Below are 15,809 nucleotides of genomic sequence, written 5' to 3'. Positions count from 1 at the left end.
TCTCCTCTTCTTTTAGAACCCCTTAAAAAGAGATCTCATGAAAAGGACTATATTATCAATTGCTATCACCTCTTTATTATTTACCTATTCCTGTAAAAATACTTCAGGAGCTCAACAAAAGGTTGGGAAAATTGAAGCTGTAAAAAGCAATATTACAGACGAACAACTGATGGACAGAGCTCAGAAAGATGCCCTCAAATATTTCTGGGACTATGCTGAGCCTAATTCTATGCTGGGAAGAGAACGCTACCATGAAGATGATATTTATCCGGATCATGATAAACATGTGATCACAACAGGAGGTTCAGGGTTTGGATTGGCAACCATTCTTGTAGGGGTAGAAAGAGGCTTTGTTCCAAGAAAAACTGCAGTAGAAAGACTTTCTCATATCATGGATTTCCTGGCAAAAGCTGATCGTCATAAAGGCGCTTGGTCGCATTGGATAAACGGAGAAACCGGAAAAACAGTTCCTTTTGGTAAAAAAGACAACGGGGGTGACCTTGTAGAAACTGCATTCCTTACTTCAGGAATTTTGATGGTTCGTGAATATTTTAAGAACGGAAACAAAGAAGAAAAAGCACTGGCCGCAAAATGTGATGAACTTTGGAAAGGAATCCAATGGAACTGGTATACCAAAGGAGGTGAAAAAGTTCTTTACTGGCACTGGTCTCCCGATTATCAATGGCAAATGAATTTCCCTCTTGAAGGATACAACGAATGCCTGATTACCTATATTTTAGCAGCATCTTCACCTACTTATTCAATTGATGCAGAAGCGTATTATAAAGGCTGGTCAAGAAACGGGAATATTCTTTCAGACAAAACAAAATATGGTTTGCCTTTATACGTAAAACATAACTATGCTGAAGAATATGGTGGGCCATTATTCTGGGCTCAGTATTCATACATCGGGCTCGATCCTACAGGATTATCTGATAAATTGGTGAAAAATTATTTTGATGTCAATAAAAATCAAACCCTCATCGACTACAAATACTGCGTAGAAAATCCCAAACAATGGAAAGGATATGGTTCTGACTATTGGGGACTAACGGCAGGGTACACAAGAAACGAAGACGGAACTACAGGTTACACAGCCCATATGCCAAGCAATGATAACGGAGTCATTACTCCTACAGCTGCGTTGAGCAGTTTCCCATATACACCAAAAGAATCTATGGATTTTTTGAGGTTTATTTACACTCAAAAACCTGAATTTATTGGTTCTGCAGGTCCTTATGATGCTACATCAATCAATTATAACAATTGGTTTACTCCAAGATATTTGGCAATAGATCAGGGAACAATTGCACCTATGATCGAAAATTACAGAACCGGATTTCTTTGGAAGCTCTTTATGAATGCTCCGGAAATTCAGCAGGGATTGAAGAAACTAAGCTTCCAATCCACAAAATATGGAATAAAATAACATCACATCCAAAGACTTTAGGCAAAACCGAAATCAATATGAAATTAAAATTAAAACACCTTCCGCTTTTACTCCTACCATTTTCATTACAGGTGAATGCGCAGGAAATAAAGGCAGAATTGAATAAAGAAATTAAAAGGACCGAAAAAATGTCCTATATTTTGGATTATCCGCAAAAAGTAAAAGGAAATGTTCCATTGATAGTTTTTATCCACGGCTCAGGAGAAAGGGGAAACAATCTGGAAATGGTAAAAGCACACAGCCCTTTTACATACAAGGAACTGATCAAGGAACCGGTAGCTATTCTTGCACCTCAGTGTCCGGAAAATATGTGGTGGGATACCGTTACGGTTTATAATCTGATCAAAGAAATTCAGAAAAAATATAAAATTGATGCCTCCAGAATTTATCTTACCGGGCTTTCTATGGGAGGTTGGGGAACGTTAAAATTAGCAATGGAGCATCCGGAAATGTTTGCTGCCGTTGTTTCTGTTTGCGCGCCTACAGATCAGGTAATGACTGCCAATATTCAACAATATAAAAATTTGAATATGAAAATATACCACGGTGGAATGGATGATATTGTATTGCCAGAAAATGCTTTTAAATTTTATCAGAAGCTTCATCTGGTAAATCCTAATGCAGAACTAACTATTTTCCCAAATGATAATCACAATTCCTGGGATTCTGCCTATTCAAACCCACAACTGTATGAATGGATGCTATCCAAAAAGAAATAAGGAAAGAAATAAAAATAGTTGATAAAACACAGAATGATAAAGAAAAACCACTTTGAATTAAAATATAAAACAATAATTTAAGAAGATAGATTTATGAAAAAGTTAATTGTACTTGCAACTTTAGCACTTTCGCCGGTATTTTCTGCCCAGGAAATGGTGGATAAACCCGTACAGGCTTATCAGACCGCTCAATATCAGGCAAAAAAGAAAGCTTTTGTAGATAATCTTTTATCTAAAATGACACTGGACGAGAAAATTGGCCAGCTGAATCTTCCAACTTCCGGAGACTTTACCACCGGAATGGCTCAAAGTTCAGATATCGGAAAGAAAGTAGAACAGGGACTTGTTGGAGGACTGTTCAATATAAAAGGAGCAGACAAAATTAAAGCCGTCCAGAAAGTCGCTGTTGAAAAAAGCCGCTTAAAAATTCCAATGATTTTTGGAATGGATGTCATTCACGGATATGAAACAACTTTCCCTATTCCATTAGGGCTAGCCGCTTCATGGGATATGAATATTATCCAGCAGTCTGCCAGAGTAGCCGCCAGAGAAGCCGCTTCAGACGGTATCAACTGGACCTTCTCTCCAATGGTAGATATTTCCCGCGAACCAAGATGGGGGAGAGTATCCGAAGGTTCTGGTGAAGATCCATATTTAGGAAGTGAAATTTCTAAAAATATGGTATACGGTTATCAGGGAAAAGACCTTGCTAATGGGACCAATATATTAGCTTGTGTAAAGCATTTCGCATTATACGGAGCTGGTGAAGCAGGAAGAGACTATAACACGGTGGATATGAGTCATGTGAGAATGTTCAATGAATATTTTCCGCCTTATAAAGCAGCGGTAGATGCTGGTGTAGCTTCAGTGATGGCTTCTTTCAATGAAGTGGACGGAGTTCCTGCGACAGGAAACAGATGGCTTCAGACTGAGGTATTGAGAAATCTGTGGAAATTCAAAGGATTTGTAGTAACCGATTATACGGGGATCAACGAAATGGTTGACCACGGAATGGGAGATCTTCAGCAGGTTTCTGCTTTGGCCCTAAAAGCTGGAGTTGATATGGATATGGTAGGGGAAGGATTTTTAACTACCCTTAAAAAGTCTCTTTCAGAAGGAAAAGTTACCCAGTCAGAAATTGATACTGCAACGAGAAGAATTCTTGAGGCAAAATATGATTTAGGCTTATTTGATAATCCATACAAACATGGAGATGCAAAACTGGCAGCAAAAGAAGTATACAACCTTGAAAACCGAAACATCGCAAGAAATGCCGCCGCTCAATCGATGGTTTTATTGAAAAATGAAAACCAGGTTTTACCTTTAAAAAAATCAGGAACAGTTGCTGTGATTGGTCCATTGGTGAATAACTCTATGAATATGGCCGGAACGTGGAGTGTAGCAACTAAACACGCTATTTCTGTCAATTTGATGCAGGGATTACAGGCCAACTACGGAAAAGACGTAAAATTCCTTTCTGCCAAAGGAGCTAATATTGACTATAATGCTAAGCTTGAGGAAATTTATGCTGCCCACGGAAAGAAAACAGACAGAGACAACCGCTCAAAAGAAGAATTATTAAAAGAAGCTGTAGAAGTAGCCAATAAAGCAGATGTTATCGTACTTGCTATCGGAGAATCTGCAGAAATGAGTGGAGAATCTTCTTCAAGAACAGAAATTACCATTCCTCAATCACAGATTGATCTATTGAACGAATTGAAGAAAACCGGAAAACCAATTGCGATGGTTCTTTTTACAGGCCGTCCGTTAGCTTTAACCAATGTAAAAGATACACCAGATGCTATTCTTAATGCATGGTTTGCAGGATCTGAAGCTGGTAATGCCATTGCAGATGTTCTATTCGGAAAAGTAAATCCATCTGGGAAGCTTCCAATGACTTTCCCAAGAAGCCTTGGACAGGTTCCAATTTATTATAATGCTAAAAATACAGGACGTCCATTGAGTCAGGAGCTGACTGATAAATGTGAATATCAGAGATTCCGTTCAAACTATATGGATGAATGTAATACACCATTATATGCTTTCGGATACGGATTAAGTTATACAAAGTTCAACTATTCTGATATTGCAGTTTCCAATACGAATCCAAAAGGTAATCAAACCATCCAGGCATCTGTTACGGTTACGAATTCAGGAAATTATGATGGTGCTGAAGTCGTTCAGCTGTACATCAGAGATTGGGTGGGAAGTATCACAAGGCCGGTTAAAGAGCTGAAGGGCTTCCAGAAAGTATTTTTGAAGAAAGGAGAATCTAAGAAAGTAACCTTCGATATCAGTCCGGAAAATCTGAAATTCTACAATGGTGACTTGAAATACGATTGGGAATCAGGTGATTTCGATATCATGATAGGAACAAGCTCAGATAATGTACAACATTCAAAGATCAATTGGACGAAGTAAGGGAATAGAAAATTATTCACTGTTTTGGAGTTTTATGTTTTTTTTGGCATAATTTTTAATAATACTTCGGTAATTATTATATACAAACGACATGAAAAAAACAGTTTTACTTAGTACATTGTTCCTTGGATCTTTAGTTTTTGCACAAAAAACACCTGTAGTAGGTGGCGATAAAGATGCACATGGATGTATTGGTTCGGCAGGATATACGTATTCGCAAATTAAAAAAGACTGCGTAAGAACGTTTGAACAAAAAATAAAGCTGACTGAAGTGGTTCCAAAAGGCAGTTCAACTTCAATAGCAGCGGTTATTTTTAGTAAAGACAAGAATAAAGCTGAGGTTTTCGTTAAAGATGCTGGAGCTGAAAGTATTATCCTTACCAGAGCAGGAGGAAAAGCCAAAGCCTGGAAAAATGGAGAGTATATATTGGTTCCGTACAAAAAAAACGGTTACCAGCTTAAAAAAGATAATGTTGTGATCTACAGATAATAACAGATATCGAAAAATAAAAAAACCATTCGTAAGAGTGGTTTTTTTTGTAACTTATGAAGAAATTTACGAATATTCTTTTAGGAATATCGTTGACCAATCACCATCAAAAAAATTAAATATGAAAAAAACAATTTTATTCAGTACAGTATTCCTTTGTTCCTTACTTTTTGCACAAAAAAAAGCTCCTATCGTAGGAGGAGACAGAGATGTTCATGGTTGTATCGGTTCTGCGGGATACACTTACTCACAGTTGAAAAACGATTGTATAAAAACGTTTAGTCAGAAAATAAAGCTGAAAGCAGTAAATTCAGACCAAAGCTATTCTTCAACGACCGCCGTGATTTTCAATAAAAACATGACAAAAGCTGAAGTATTTATTCCGGATGGAGCTGCAAAAAGTATTATCCTTGAAAAAGAGGGAAAAGAAAAACTCTGGAAAAGTGGAACTCACATTAAAGACAGCTATGTTTTAGCTCCTTACAAAAAAGGATTTCAAATCAAAAAAAATGATGATGTAATCTATCAATAAAACCTTTTCCCCAAAAAAATAAGAAGCCATTCGGAAGAGTGGCTTCTTAGTATATTTAAGCTAGATAATTAAAGAATATAAATTCATTTTCTACTTTTAAAAACAAAAGCAGCTGAGTTTTAAATTTTTTACAAATACAAAAAACTTATGTATCGACTGCAATTCAAATGATTAATTATGCAAATAAATAGATAGATTTGTGTCTTAACCTTTACAATAAAGTCCGGCATTAAAAACATGAAACTTTTATATACTATAATAATCTGCTTTTTGCTTTGTAACCAGCATATTAACGCTCAGGATAATCCAAAAAAATACATGACGGATGCCATCTTACTTATGAAGCAACATTCGGTCAACAAAGGAAAAATTAACTGGGATGCCCTTACTGCCGAGGGGATGAATGCAATAAAAGATAAAAAAACGATCAAGGAAACCTATCCTGCTATTATCAACAGCCTGAAATCTCTGGAAGATCACCATTCAGGGTTCTATCCGCCGGAAATGGTTGAGGCTTACATGAAAACATATGAGGAATCCGGTCTTAAATTTCCATTTCCTCACGATAGTCTTATCAATGGAAATCTGGGATATATTACCCTTCCTGCTATTGGCAATCTCAATCAAGATGACTGGAATCTCTATGTAAGTGATTTTTACAAAAAGATAAAACTTCTTGATGCTAAAAAACTTAAAGCATGGATTATTGATCTTAGAGATAATGATGGTGGAATGTTTTCGCCAATGTTTAAAGCCATACAGCCTTTCCTTGATCAGCAAAATGTGGCGGGATCTAAAGATAACAACGGTAAAATAAGTTACTATAAATATAAAGATAAGAATATCTTTTTTGATAATACGATAATTGCCACAATAGAGATAAAACAAATTGAACTTAAAAATAAAAGTCTGCCCATTTTTGTACTGGTTAGCAAGAAAACAGCCAGTTCCGGGGAATTTGTTACAGCCGCACTGATAGGGCAGAAAAATGTAAAAGTAGTCGGTATCAATACTCAGGGACTGACTTCTGATAATTCGGAATTCAGACTGTCGGATGGAGCCATTTTAAAACTGACGACAGGAACCCTAATCAATAGAAAACATGAAGAATATCGTGAAATAGGAAAAGGAATGACACCGGATATCATTGTTAAAGGAAGCTATTTAAGTGATTATATGAATGACATACATAAGAGCTTAGGTCAATAATAATTCTAAATGAAAGAGAATTCCATTAACCATGGAAAAAACACTATTGGTGTTTTTTAAAAAATTAAATCATTTAAAATGAGTGCTTTGTGATTTATTAATAAAAAATTATGTATCTTACTGCTACCAAATTAAAGCCGAATCCGAAAAGCATACAGAGTAGGAAAAAATCAAAAAATAGCAGTATGGAAAATCTAAAAAAACTTTCAAAAAAAGAATTGAAAACAGTCCAGGGAGGAATTCCAATGTGTTTGGCAGGATATTTCTGGTGTTCGTTTGAAAAGAAATGTATTCCTGTAGGATCACCATGCGGACTGATTGAATAATCTGATTCATGAAAATAATGTAAAACAGGCTGTCTCAGAAATGGGATAGCCTATTCTATATACTCTCCATGAATCGACTTAGGAATCATGAGCGTTAAGAAAATTTAAATCTAATCCGTTAAAAAATTCCACTCTCTGAACATGGATGAAATGTAAAACCGGAGAAGAAGCGGTCCGGGTGAGTTTAGAAATTATAGAAGTATATTCAAATTGTTAGAGGATGATTCCCGTCTTGAACTTTTGTTTCAAGACAAAAGCATACGTTTGAATCTATACAACTCAATAAAAGCAGGTTGAAAATCATCAAAGCAGGATTTTCAACTCTCACTGAAAAATCGTATTTTTGTACATCTAAAAAGTAAAAGAACGAATGAATTCCTACAAAAATCCATTGGAAGAGCGCTACTCCAGTGAAGAAATGCTATTTAATTTCTCACACAATAACAAATTCCAGAACTGGAGAAAACTTTGGATAGCTCTTGCTGAAATCGAAAAAGACCTTGGACTTGAAATTACAGACGAGCAGATTGCTGAGTTAAAAGCTAATGCTGAAAACATCGATTATGATAAAGCAGCAGAGTACGAAAAGAAATTCCGTCATGATGTAATGGCTCACGTTCACGCTTATGGGGATGTGGCACCTTCAGCAAAAGGAATTATCCACCTGGGAGCTACTTCAGCTTTTGTAGGAGACAATACAGACTTAATTCAGATCCGTGACGGACTTTTAATTCTAAAGAAAAAGTTGGTGAACGTAATGAAAAACTTAGCAGATTTTGCTATTCAGTATAAAGATCTTCCAACGTTAGGATTCACTCACTTCCAGCCGGCTCAGTTGACGACTGTTGGGAAAAGAGCAACACTTTGGTTACAAAGTTTGGTTCTGGACATCGAAGAATTGGATTTCTTCCTTGAAACCCTACGTTTCAGAGGTGTAAAAGGAACTACAGGAACTGCTGCAAGTTTCCTTGAACTTTTCAATGGAGATTATTCCAAAGTAAAACACTTAGATAAAGAACTTTCAAAAAGATTCGGTTTCGATAAAGTATTTGGAGTGTCAGGACAGACTTATGACAGAAAAATTGATGCGAAAGTAGTTGCCTTATTAGGAAATATCGCTCAGTCTGCACACAAATTCACCAACGATTTACGTTTACTTCAAAATCTTAAAGAAATTGAAGAGCCTTTCGAGAAAAACCAGATCGGTTCATCAGCAATGGCTTACAAGCGTAACCCAATGAGAAGCGAAAGAATTGGAGCATTGGCAAAATATGTGATGTCTTTGACAACCAGTTCTGCAATGGTAGCTTCTACACAATGGTTTGAAAGAACACTGGATGATTCTGCCAACAAGAGATTAACAATTCCTCAGGCGTTTTTAGCAGTTGATGCCATTCTATTGATTTGGAATAACATCATGAATGGAATTGTGGTATATCCAAACAGAATCAACAAACATATTATGGAAGAGCTTCCTTTCATGGCGACAGAATACATCATCATGGAAGAAGTAAAAGCAGGTGGTGACCGTCAGGAAATTCACGAAGTGATCAGAGTACATTCTATGGAAGCTTCCAAAAAGGTGAAAGAAGAAGGTAAAGAAAATGATCTTATTGAAAGAATCCTAAATGACGATTCTCTGAAATTAGACAAATCCAAATTAAAAGAAGTGCTGGATCCTAAAAACTTTATAGGTTTTGCACCCATTCAGACAGAAGAATTCGTCAAGAATGAAGTACAGCCGATTATAGACCAAAATAAAGATTTAATAGGATTGGAAGCCGATCTTAAAGTATAAAATGATATGCAGTCTTTTGGGCTGCATTTTTTATTTCCCACCCAATTATTATGAAAAAAATACTTTTTACCATTTTATTAGTGCCAATACTTTCTTTTTCTCAGAAAAAAGAAAACTTATATTACTTCAAATCCAAAGACTCTTTGGTAGGAGTGAAAAATCAAACAGGGAAAATTATTATTCCCGCACAGTTCAGAATATTTTCGGTACTCAACGATGGCGAAAAAGTAGAAGGTGAAACCATTCACTTTGATGGAGAAAAAGTGGGGCAGGAGCGGGAAAAAAATGCGTGGGGGTACATCTATGACAGAAAAGGTAAATTTTTGTATCAGCCTTTCCTATATGATAATGGAGCAGATTATTTCTCTGAAGGAGCCAGAAGACTGGTTAAAAACGGTAAAGTTGGCTTTGCAGACCGAAACGGAAAAATAGTCATTCAGCCCGAACATGATTTTGTTTCCCCATTTAATTATGGATATGCTGTATTCTGTGACGGCTGCGATTGGGAAAAGACAAACGACGAACATAAATCAATTGTTGGAGGAAAATGGGGCGTAATGAATACTAAGGGACAAACCGTACAACCTCTTACGCAGCATTCTGGGAATGATGTGGAGATTGATGGGAAATATTACCCCAATTCTTTTCAATATACTGAAAAAGAAAAAAATATTCTTCAGTTCTTTAATCAGCAGAGCAAAAAGCTTTCAGATATTTATTATGTGAATTTTTTTAATAAGTTTTCTGATGATGAGAAGAAATTGTTTTTTGAAATCGTAGAAAGACCCATGGAAAACTTTCCCTATTATCAGGTAAACACCTATGATTATAGGAAAAAAGAGCTGGATATGTTGTATCGTTTCAAATTTCTGGTTTCAGAAGATGGTAAAACATTTTATGCTATTGAAGATTATAATGACAAGAAAAAGCCTTTTGGAAATTGGTTGAAAGAAGAAATAAAGAGTGCAGAGGCATTTCAAAAGGAACATCCTGATAGCCCGAATAAATTAATCAACTAATAACACCAAAACCATGAAAAATGTCTTATTCCTCGTATTGGCCTTGGCATTTATGAACTGTTATGCACAAAATGACCAGGCTGTATATTCTATTATTGATGCCAATGCTCAGAAGCTTGCTCAGAAATCCGGCGCATACTCCGTTTCTGTTGGAATTCTGAAAGATGGAAAAGTATATACCAGGCATTTTGGAGAGATCGATAAAGGAAAAGGGAATAAGGCAGATGATAATACCTATTTTGAGATCGCTTCCGTTACGAAGCTTTTTACAGGTCAGCTGCTGGCAAAAGCAGTGTTGGAAGGAAAAATAAATCTGGATGATGATGTGCGAAAATACCTGAAAGGATCTTACCCCAATCTGGAATACAACGGTACTCCGATAAAAGTGAGAAATCTTATTTCATATCAGACTGCATTGCCAAGAAATCTTCCTAATGATGATGAATTAAGAAAAAACATGACCGATGAAACGCCCTTTCTGTATAATAAACTGAATGAAAATTATACAAAAGAGAATTTTAAAAAAGATCTGGCAGCGGTAAAGTTGGATACACTTCCCGGAACCAAATACAGATACAGCAATCTGAGCCTTGAAGTAGCAGGCCTGATGCTTGAAAATATATATGGGAAAGACTACGAAGCTTTGCTGAAAGAAAATATCTTTTCAAAATTGGGAATGAATCATACAAAATTTGATCTTTCTAAGAATGAAGTTCAGGCGAATGGATATCATATCAATTATCGTCTGATGCCCGCTTCGCAAAGTGAATTATGGGGATCCGGAGGGGCAAAAACCAAATCTACAATGGGAGATATGGTGAAATTTTTAAAAGAAGAATTAGATTCAAATAATACAATAGCGCAGGAATCACAGCGAAATATTAGCAACAGTAAAGAAGCCTGGTATGGATACTTCTGGAATAAATATTTTGTCAGTGAAAAAGGAAAAACAGGATTTAAACATGGTGGATCTTACGGAACCAATACCTGGTTTGCAGTATATCCGGAACTGAATATTGGAGTATGCATGATTGTCAATATAAGCGGACCTCAAACATTCGGAATTCTGTATAACGCGGCGGCTGATTTGGTAGGGGATCTAACAACGTCCAGATCTGATAAGAAGCAAGTGTATGGATATTCAGTTAAAGGAGATATGGTAATTTTTTCTTATACTCATCCTGAAAACCTGAACGCAGATCTGATCAATACTATTGCCGTAGCAGGAAGTTTCAATGACTGGAATCCTAATAATAAAGAATATCAAATGATTAAAAAGGGGAAAAATTATTTTGAAGTAGCGGTTCCGGTTTCAAAATTTGAAAAAGGGAAACCCTATTCCTTTAAATTTGTATTCAATAAAGAAGGCTGGATGACAAGTCCCAAAAATGCTTCCAATACTGATGGAACAGAAAATAATAGTTTAGTGATAACTTTGTAAATCAAGTCCTGCTAAATTGATAAAATAAGGAGATAAAATAGGAAGAAAGTAAACATATTCCTTTAAATTTGTACTCCATAAAAGAACCGGATTCCGGATCTTGAAAATATTTCCGGTAAAACGGAAGAAAAAACAATAATATAGTTTGTATACTTCAAAGGTATTCAGGCATAGAAAAAGTAAAAGAAAGATAAATCTAATATTAAAAAATCTGACATCTAATGTCTAATAACAAAAGAATTTTCGTAGAAAAGAGAGGTATTTTCGATGTTGAAAGTCCAAAAATTTTTGATGAAGTAAAAGCGGTTGTTCCGACCGTTCAAAGTGTGAAAGTATATAATGTATACGATATTTTCAACCTGAATGACGGAGAATTCGAAAAAGTGGTGAATAACACTTTTGTAGACCCTGTTACTGATATTTTACACACAGAAAACCCGGCAAAAACGATCCATTTCGGAATGGAATTTTTACCAGGTCAGTATGATCAGAGAGCAGACTCTGCACAACAGTGTATTGCTTTGCTTACAGAAAATGAAAAATCAAAAGTAAGAAGTGGAAAACTGATCGAATTTGAAGGAGTTTCGGAATCCGATTTGACAAAAATCAAGGATCTTTTAATCAATAAAGTGGAATCCCAGGAGAAAGACCTGTCAATCCTAGATATTCCGGCTGATGAAATACCATCAAAAGTAATCATCCACGAAAACTTTATCAGCTTCAATGATGCTGAACTGGAAAGCTTCTACAATAACCATGGTTTTGCATTAGGATTGGATGACCTGAAATTTATTCAGGAATATTTTAAATCCGAAGAAAGAAACCCTACGGAAACAGAACTGAAAGTGTTAGACACGTATTGGAGTGATCACTGCCGTCACACCACTTTTGAAACAGAATTGTCAGACATTCAGTTTGAAGGTCAATTTAAACATACATTGGAAACCATTTTCAATGATTATATCGAGAAGAGAAAATTCTTAGGCCGTGAGTTGAAGCCAATTTCCTTAATGGATCTGGCAACAGTATGTGGTAAATATTTCCATAAAACAGGAAACCTGGACAATCTTGTGATTTCTGATGAAATCAATGCTTGTACCATTCAGATTGAAGCAGAATATGATGGTAAAAAAGAACCATGGTATTTATTATTCAAAAATGAAACGCACAATCACCCAACAGAAATTGAGCCTTTCGGAGGTGCATCCACATGTTTAGGTGGTGCTATCAGAGACCCATTATCTGGAAGATCTTTCGTATTCCAGGCAATGAGATTAACAGGAGCTGCAGACGTATTAGAATCTGTTGACAAAACATTACCGGGAAAACTCCCTCAGAAAACCATTACAAAACAAGCTGCTAACGGATATTCTTCATACGGGAACCAAATCGGTTTGGCCACTACCATGGTTTCTGAAATTTATGATGAAGGTTACAAAGCCAAAAGAATGGAAGTAGGTTTTGTTACCGGAGCTGTTCCTGTAGATTGGGTTAGACGTGAAAAACCAGCCAATGGAGATTCAATCATCATTTTAGGAGGAGCAACAGGACGTGACGGAGTTGGAGGAGCAAGCGGAAGTTCAAAAGAACAGGACGAAACGTCGATTCACACAATGAGTTCTGAAGTTCAGAAAGGAAATGCAGTAGAAGAACGTAAGATCCAGCGACTATTCAGAAACCCTGAATTAACAAAGCTGATCAAAAAATCTAACGATTTTGGGGCAGGAGGCGTTTCTGTAGCGATCGGTGAAATTGCAGACTCTTTAGAAGTTAACCTGGATGTATTACCTCTAAAATATGAAGGATTAAACGGAACAGAACTGGCTATTTCTGAATCTCAGGAAAGAATGGCCGTTGTCGTAGATCCAAAAGATAAAGAAAAGTTCATCAAATTCTGTGAAGCTGAAAATATTGTTGCCGTAGAAGTAGCAAAAGTAACAGATTCAGGAAGAATGCAGATGTTCTGGAAAGGAGATAAAATTGTTGACCTTTCAAGAGAATTTTTGGATACGAACGGATGTTCAAAATCTCAGGAAGTAAAAATTACTCACCTTCAGGAAGTAAAACAAGAAGCCAAAGCATTCACGGAAGAAAACTTCCTGAATACTTTAAAAGATAAAAACGTAGCTTCCCAAAAAGGATTGCTGGAAATGTTCGACTCTTCAATCGGAGCTACTACGGTAGCAATGCCTTTAGGAGGAAAATATCAGCAGACTTTGATGGAAGGAAGCGTTCAGACATTACCGGTTTTAGGCGCAAAAGATATTAAAACCGTTTCTCTGGCAAGCTGGGGATTTGATGCTGAAATTTCAAAACAAAACTCACTGTTAGGCTCATCTTATGCTGTAGTAGAAAGTGTGGCGAAGATTGTAGCAATGGGAGGTGATTATAAAAACATCAGACTAAGCTTCCAGGAATATTTCGAAAAATTAGGACAAAATCCAGAAAAATGGGGTAAACCTTTAGCTTCACTTTTAGGAGCTTACGATGCTCAGATTAACCTTGGTCTGGCTGCGATTGGAGGAAAAGACTCAATGAGTGGAACGTACCAGGATCTGAATGTTCCGCCAACATTGATCTCTTTTGCTTGTGCCAACGGAGAAAAACAGAATATTATCTCTCCTGAATTGAAAAATGCAGGAAACAAGATCTATTTCTTCAACCACATTCCTCAGGAAAGCGGTCTTCCAAATTACGATGCTTTAAAAGACGTTTTTGAACTGATCTTCGAAAACATCAAATCAGGAAAGATTGTTTCCGTGAAAACCGTGAAAGAAGGAGGTATTGCTGTAGCTTTGGCTAAAATGAGCTTCGGAAACAGATTAGGTGCTGAGATCAACGCTGATGAAAAAGCATTATTGGCAAAAAATATTGGAAGCTTAATCATTGAATCAAAAGAAGAATTAAGCTCTACAGCTCTTCAGCTGATTGGAGAAGTAAAAGATTCTGGTATTGTAAAGATCAACGGTCTTGAAGCGAATATTCTGGATCTGGTATCTGCTTACACCAATACATTCGAAAATCTTTTCCCAACAGCAGAAAAAGAAAAGATTACCGTGGAAATTGATGAGAAACACAACTCTATCAATCCAAGAAATATCATCATAAAAAAACACGGAATTGCACAGCCTAAAGTATTCGCCCCGGTATTTCCGGGAACCAATTGTGAATATGATACACTGAACGCATTCCAGAAAGAAGGTGCTGTTGTTAGCAGTTTACCTTTAATCAATATCAATCACCAATTGCTTGAAGAAAGCATCGATGCTTGGGTAGAAGAAATTAAAACATCTCAGATCTTAGCATTCTCAGGAGGTTTCTCTGCAGGTGATGAGCCGGATGGTTCTGCAAAATTCATTGTCAACGTTCTTAAAAACGAGAAAATGAGAAACGCAGTTCACGAGCTATTAGACAGAGACGGAATGATCATTGGAATCTGTAACGGTTTCCAGGCTTTGGTGAAATCGGGATTGTTACCTTACGGAAGAATCAAAGATTTGGATGAAAATTCTCCAACATTAGCTCACAATGCCATCAGAAGACATATTTCTCAGATGGTCACTGTAAAAGTAGTGAATGATGAGAGCCCTTGGTTAAAAGGAATGAAAGATCAGACTTTCACCATTCCAATTTCTCATGGAGAAGGACGTTTTATGGCTTCAGAAGAAGAACTTAAGAAGTTATATGAAAACGGGCAGATTGCGACTCAGTACATCGACTTCGATGGAAACATTGCCCACGGAATGCCTTTCAACCCCAATAATTCATTATTCGGAATCGAAGGAATTACCAGCCCATGTGGAAAGATCTACGGAAGAATGGGACACCCGGAAAGGTTTACAGAAGGCCTTATGAAGAATATACCTACTGCGAATTATCATAATATATTCAAAAATGGAGTTGAATACTTCAAATAACAATACAAGAAAAATGATCGTCATCCATGGCGGTCATTTTTCGTCTTTAGGAGGTTTCTATGAAGAAGTATCTAATGTTTTGATGAAAGATGTAGATTGGAAAGTTGGAACTTTAGATGGCTTCGATGATATTCTGTACGGTGGTTTCGGAGTATTTGAAAATAAAGAAGAGATTGAAATCATCTGGAAAGAATCTCAGAAGTCAAAAGAAGACCTTGGCGTAGATGGCACGCGTGAATTCTATGAAAATAAAATCCGCAAGGGAAAACCTTTCAATGTAGAGCTGATTCAGCAAAAACTGGATGAATTGATGAAAGGAGAAGGTCAGACGCTTTTTGAAGTCTTAATTGAAATTATACAATCGCATCCCAATATTACATTGACATTAGAATGACGAGTACTCAATTTTAACCTGTCAATTAGCTTGCAGGATTATAATATCGCTTTACGTTAGATATGTTATAAATTCCGCGGATTTATGATCCTT

At 36.5% G+C, this 15,809-nt stretch carries 12 protein-coding genes; all 12 read left to right on the top strand.

Translation table 11 applies throughout. From position 1 onward, the window contains the following. Window positions 1–37: 37 nt before the first annotated feature. The 12 genes from ACL9RH_RS09265 to ACL9RH_RS09210 all read left to right on the top strand — a co-directional run bounded on the left by ACL9RH_RS09265 (window position 38) and on the right by ACL9RH_RS09210 (window position 15,716). Window positions 38–1,429 (top strand): glucoamylase family protein, encoded by a 1,392-nt coding sequence (locus ACL9RH_RS09265; protein WP_422693079.1) that lies wholly within the window; start codon window positions 38–40, stop codon window positions 1,427–1,429. 38 nt (window positions 1,430–1,467) lie between these two features. Next, window positions 1,468–2,169: a prolyl oligopeptidase family serine peptidase gene (locus ACL9RH_RS09260; protein WP_422693078.1), complete on the top strand. Its 702-nt coding sequence runs from the start codon at window positions 1,468–1,470 to the stop codon at window positions 2,167–2,169. Between the two features lie 93 nt (window positions 2,170–2,262). Continuing rightward, window positions 2,263–4,590 (top strand): beta-glucosidase BglX, encoded by a 2,328-nt coding sequence (gene bglX, locus ACL9RH_RS09255; RefSeq protein WP_422693077.1) that lies wholly within the window; start codon window positions 2,263–2,265, stop codon window positions 4,588–4,590. A gap of 91 nt (window positions 4,591–4,681) precedes the next feature. Further along, on the top strand, window positions 4,682–5,080 hold the full coding sequence (locus ACL9RH_RS09250; RefSeq protein WP_422693076.1) for a hypothetical protein: 399 nt from the start codon (window positions 4,682–4,684) through the stop codon (window positions 5,078–5,080). Window positions 5,081–5,201: 121 nt separating this feature from the next. Next, window positions 5,202–5,612 carry a hypothetical protein gene (locus tag ACL9RH_RS09245; RefSeq protein WP_422693075.1) on the top strand — a complete coding sequence of 137 codons (411 nt, stop codon included), beginning with the start codon at window positions 5,202–5,204 and terminating at the stop codon, window positions 5,610–5,612. Window positions 5,613–5,849: 237 nt separating this feature from the next. Continuing rightward, a complete protein-coding gene (locus tag ACL9RH_RS09240) occupies window positions 5,850–6,821 on the top strand; it encodes a S41 family peptidase (RefSeq protein WP_422693074.1) in 972 nt (323 codons plus the stop codon). 185 nt (window positions 6,822–7,006) lie between these two features. After that, window positions 7,007–7,147: a bacteriocin-like protein gene (locus tag ACL9RH_RS09235; RefSeq protein ID WP_422693073.1), complete on the top strand. Its 141-nt coding sequence runs from the start codon at window positions 7,007–7,009 to the stop codon at window positions 7,145–7,147. A 370-nt stretch (window positions 7,148–7,517) separates the two neighbouring features. Next, the gene (purB, locus tag ACL9RH_RS09230) at window positions 7,518–8,945 is read left to right on the top strand and encodes an adenylosuccinate lyase (RefSeq protein WP_422693072.1); all 1,428 of its coding nucleotides are present in this window, start codon (window positions 7,518–7,520) and stop codon (window positions 8,943–8,945) included. Between the two features lie 50 nt (window positions 8,946–8,995). Beyond that, on the top strand, window positions 8,996–9,964 hold the full coding sequence (locus ACL9RH_RS09225; protein WP_422693071.1) for a WG repeat-containing protein: 969 nt from the start codon (window positions 8,996–8,998) through the stop codon (window positions 9,962–9,964). A 13-nt stretch (window positions 9,965–9,977) separates the two neighbouring features. Then, window positions 9,978–11,405, top strand: coding sequence for a serine hydrolase (locus ACL9RH_RS09220; protein ID WP_422693070.1), 1,428 nt, complete (start codon window positions 9,978–9,980; stop codon window positions 11,403–11,405). A 221-nt stretch (window positions 11,406–11,626) separates the two neighbouring features. After that, the gene (locus ACL9RH_RS09215) at window positions 11,627–15,322 is read left to right on the top strand and encodes a phosphoribosylformylglycinamidine synthase (RefSeq protein ID WP_422693069.1); all 3,696 of its coding nucleotides are present in this window, start codon (window positions 11,627–11,629) and stop codon (window positions 15,320–15,322) included. Continuing rightward, entirely contained in the window at window positions 15,300–15,716 is a 417-nt protein-coding gene (locus ACL9RH_RS09210; RefSeq protein WP_422693068.1) for a ribonuclease inhibitor, read from the top strand. Before ACL9RH_RS09215 ends, ACL9RH_RS09210 begins: the two co-directional genes overlap by 23 nt. Window positions 15,717–15,809 lie beyond the last annotated feature (93 nt).

Source organism: Chryseobacterium sp. Mn2064, assembly GCF_049319685.1.
In the GTDB taxonomy this organism is placed as follows: Bacteria; Bacteroidota; Bacteroidia; order Flavobacteriales; family Weeksellaceae; genus Chryseobacterium.
Note: the sequence above shows the minus strand (reverse complement) of the source record. Positions and strands in the feature narration are given on the sequence as shown.

What these genes read in the sequence shown, in the direction of transcription:
- ACL9RH_RS09250 (WP_422693076.1), top strand. Translation starts at nt 4,682, where the DNA reads ATGAAAAAAACAGTTTTACTTAGTACATTGTTCCTTGGATCTTTAGTT.
- ACL9RH_RS09220 (WP_422693070.1), top strand. Translation starts at nt 9,978, where the DNA reads ATGAAAAATGTCTTATTCCTCGTATTGGCCTTGGCATTTATGAACTGT.
- ACL9RH_RS09265 (WP_422693079.1), top strand. Translation starts at nt 38, where the DNA reads ATGAAAAGGACTATATTATCAATTGCTATCACCTCTTTATTATTTACC.
- ACL9RH_RS09210 (WP_422693068.1), top strand. Translation starts at nt 15,300, where the DNA reads ATGGAGTTGAATACTTCAAATAACAATACAAGAAAAATGATCGTCATC.
- ACL9RH_RS09225 (WP_422693071.1), top strand. Translation starts at nt 8,996, where the DNA reads ATGAAAAAAATACTTTTTACCATTTTATTAGTGCCAATACTTTCTTTT.
- ACL9RH_RS09260 (WP_422693078.1), top strand. Translation starts at nt 1,468, where the DNA reads ATGAAATTAAAATTAAAACACCTTCCGCTTTTACTCCTACCATTTTCA.
- ACL9RH_RS09215 (WP_422693069.1), top strand. Translation starts at nt 11,627, where the DNA reads ATGTCTAATAACAAAAGAATTTTCGTAGAAAAGAGAGGTATTTTCGAT.
- bglX (WP_422693077.1), top strand. Translation starts at nt 2,263, where the DNA reads ATGAAAAAGTTAATTGTACTTGCAACTTTAGCACTTTCGCCGGTATTT.
- purB (WP_422693072.1), top strand. Translation starts at nt 7,518, where the DNA reads ATGAATTCCTACAAAAATCCATTGGAAGAGCGCTACTCCAGTGAAGAA.
- ACL9RH_RS09245 (WP_422693075.1), top strand. Translation starts at nt 5,202, where the DNA reads ATGAAAAAAACAATTTTATTCAGTACAGTATTCCTTTGTTCCTTACTT.
- ACL9RH_RS09240 (WP_422693074.1), top strand. Translation starts at nt 5,850, where the DNA reads ATGAAACTTTTATATACTATAATAATCTGCTTTTTGCTTTGTAACCAG.
- ACL9RH_RS09235 (WP_422693073.1), top strand. Translation starts at nt 7,007, where the DNA reads ATGGAAAATCTAAAAAAACTTTCAAAAAAAGAATTGAAAACAGTCCAG.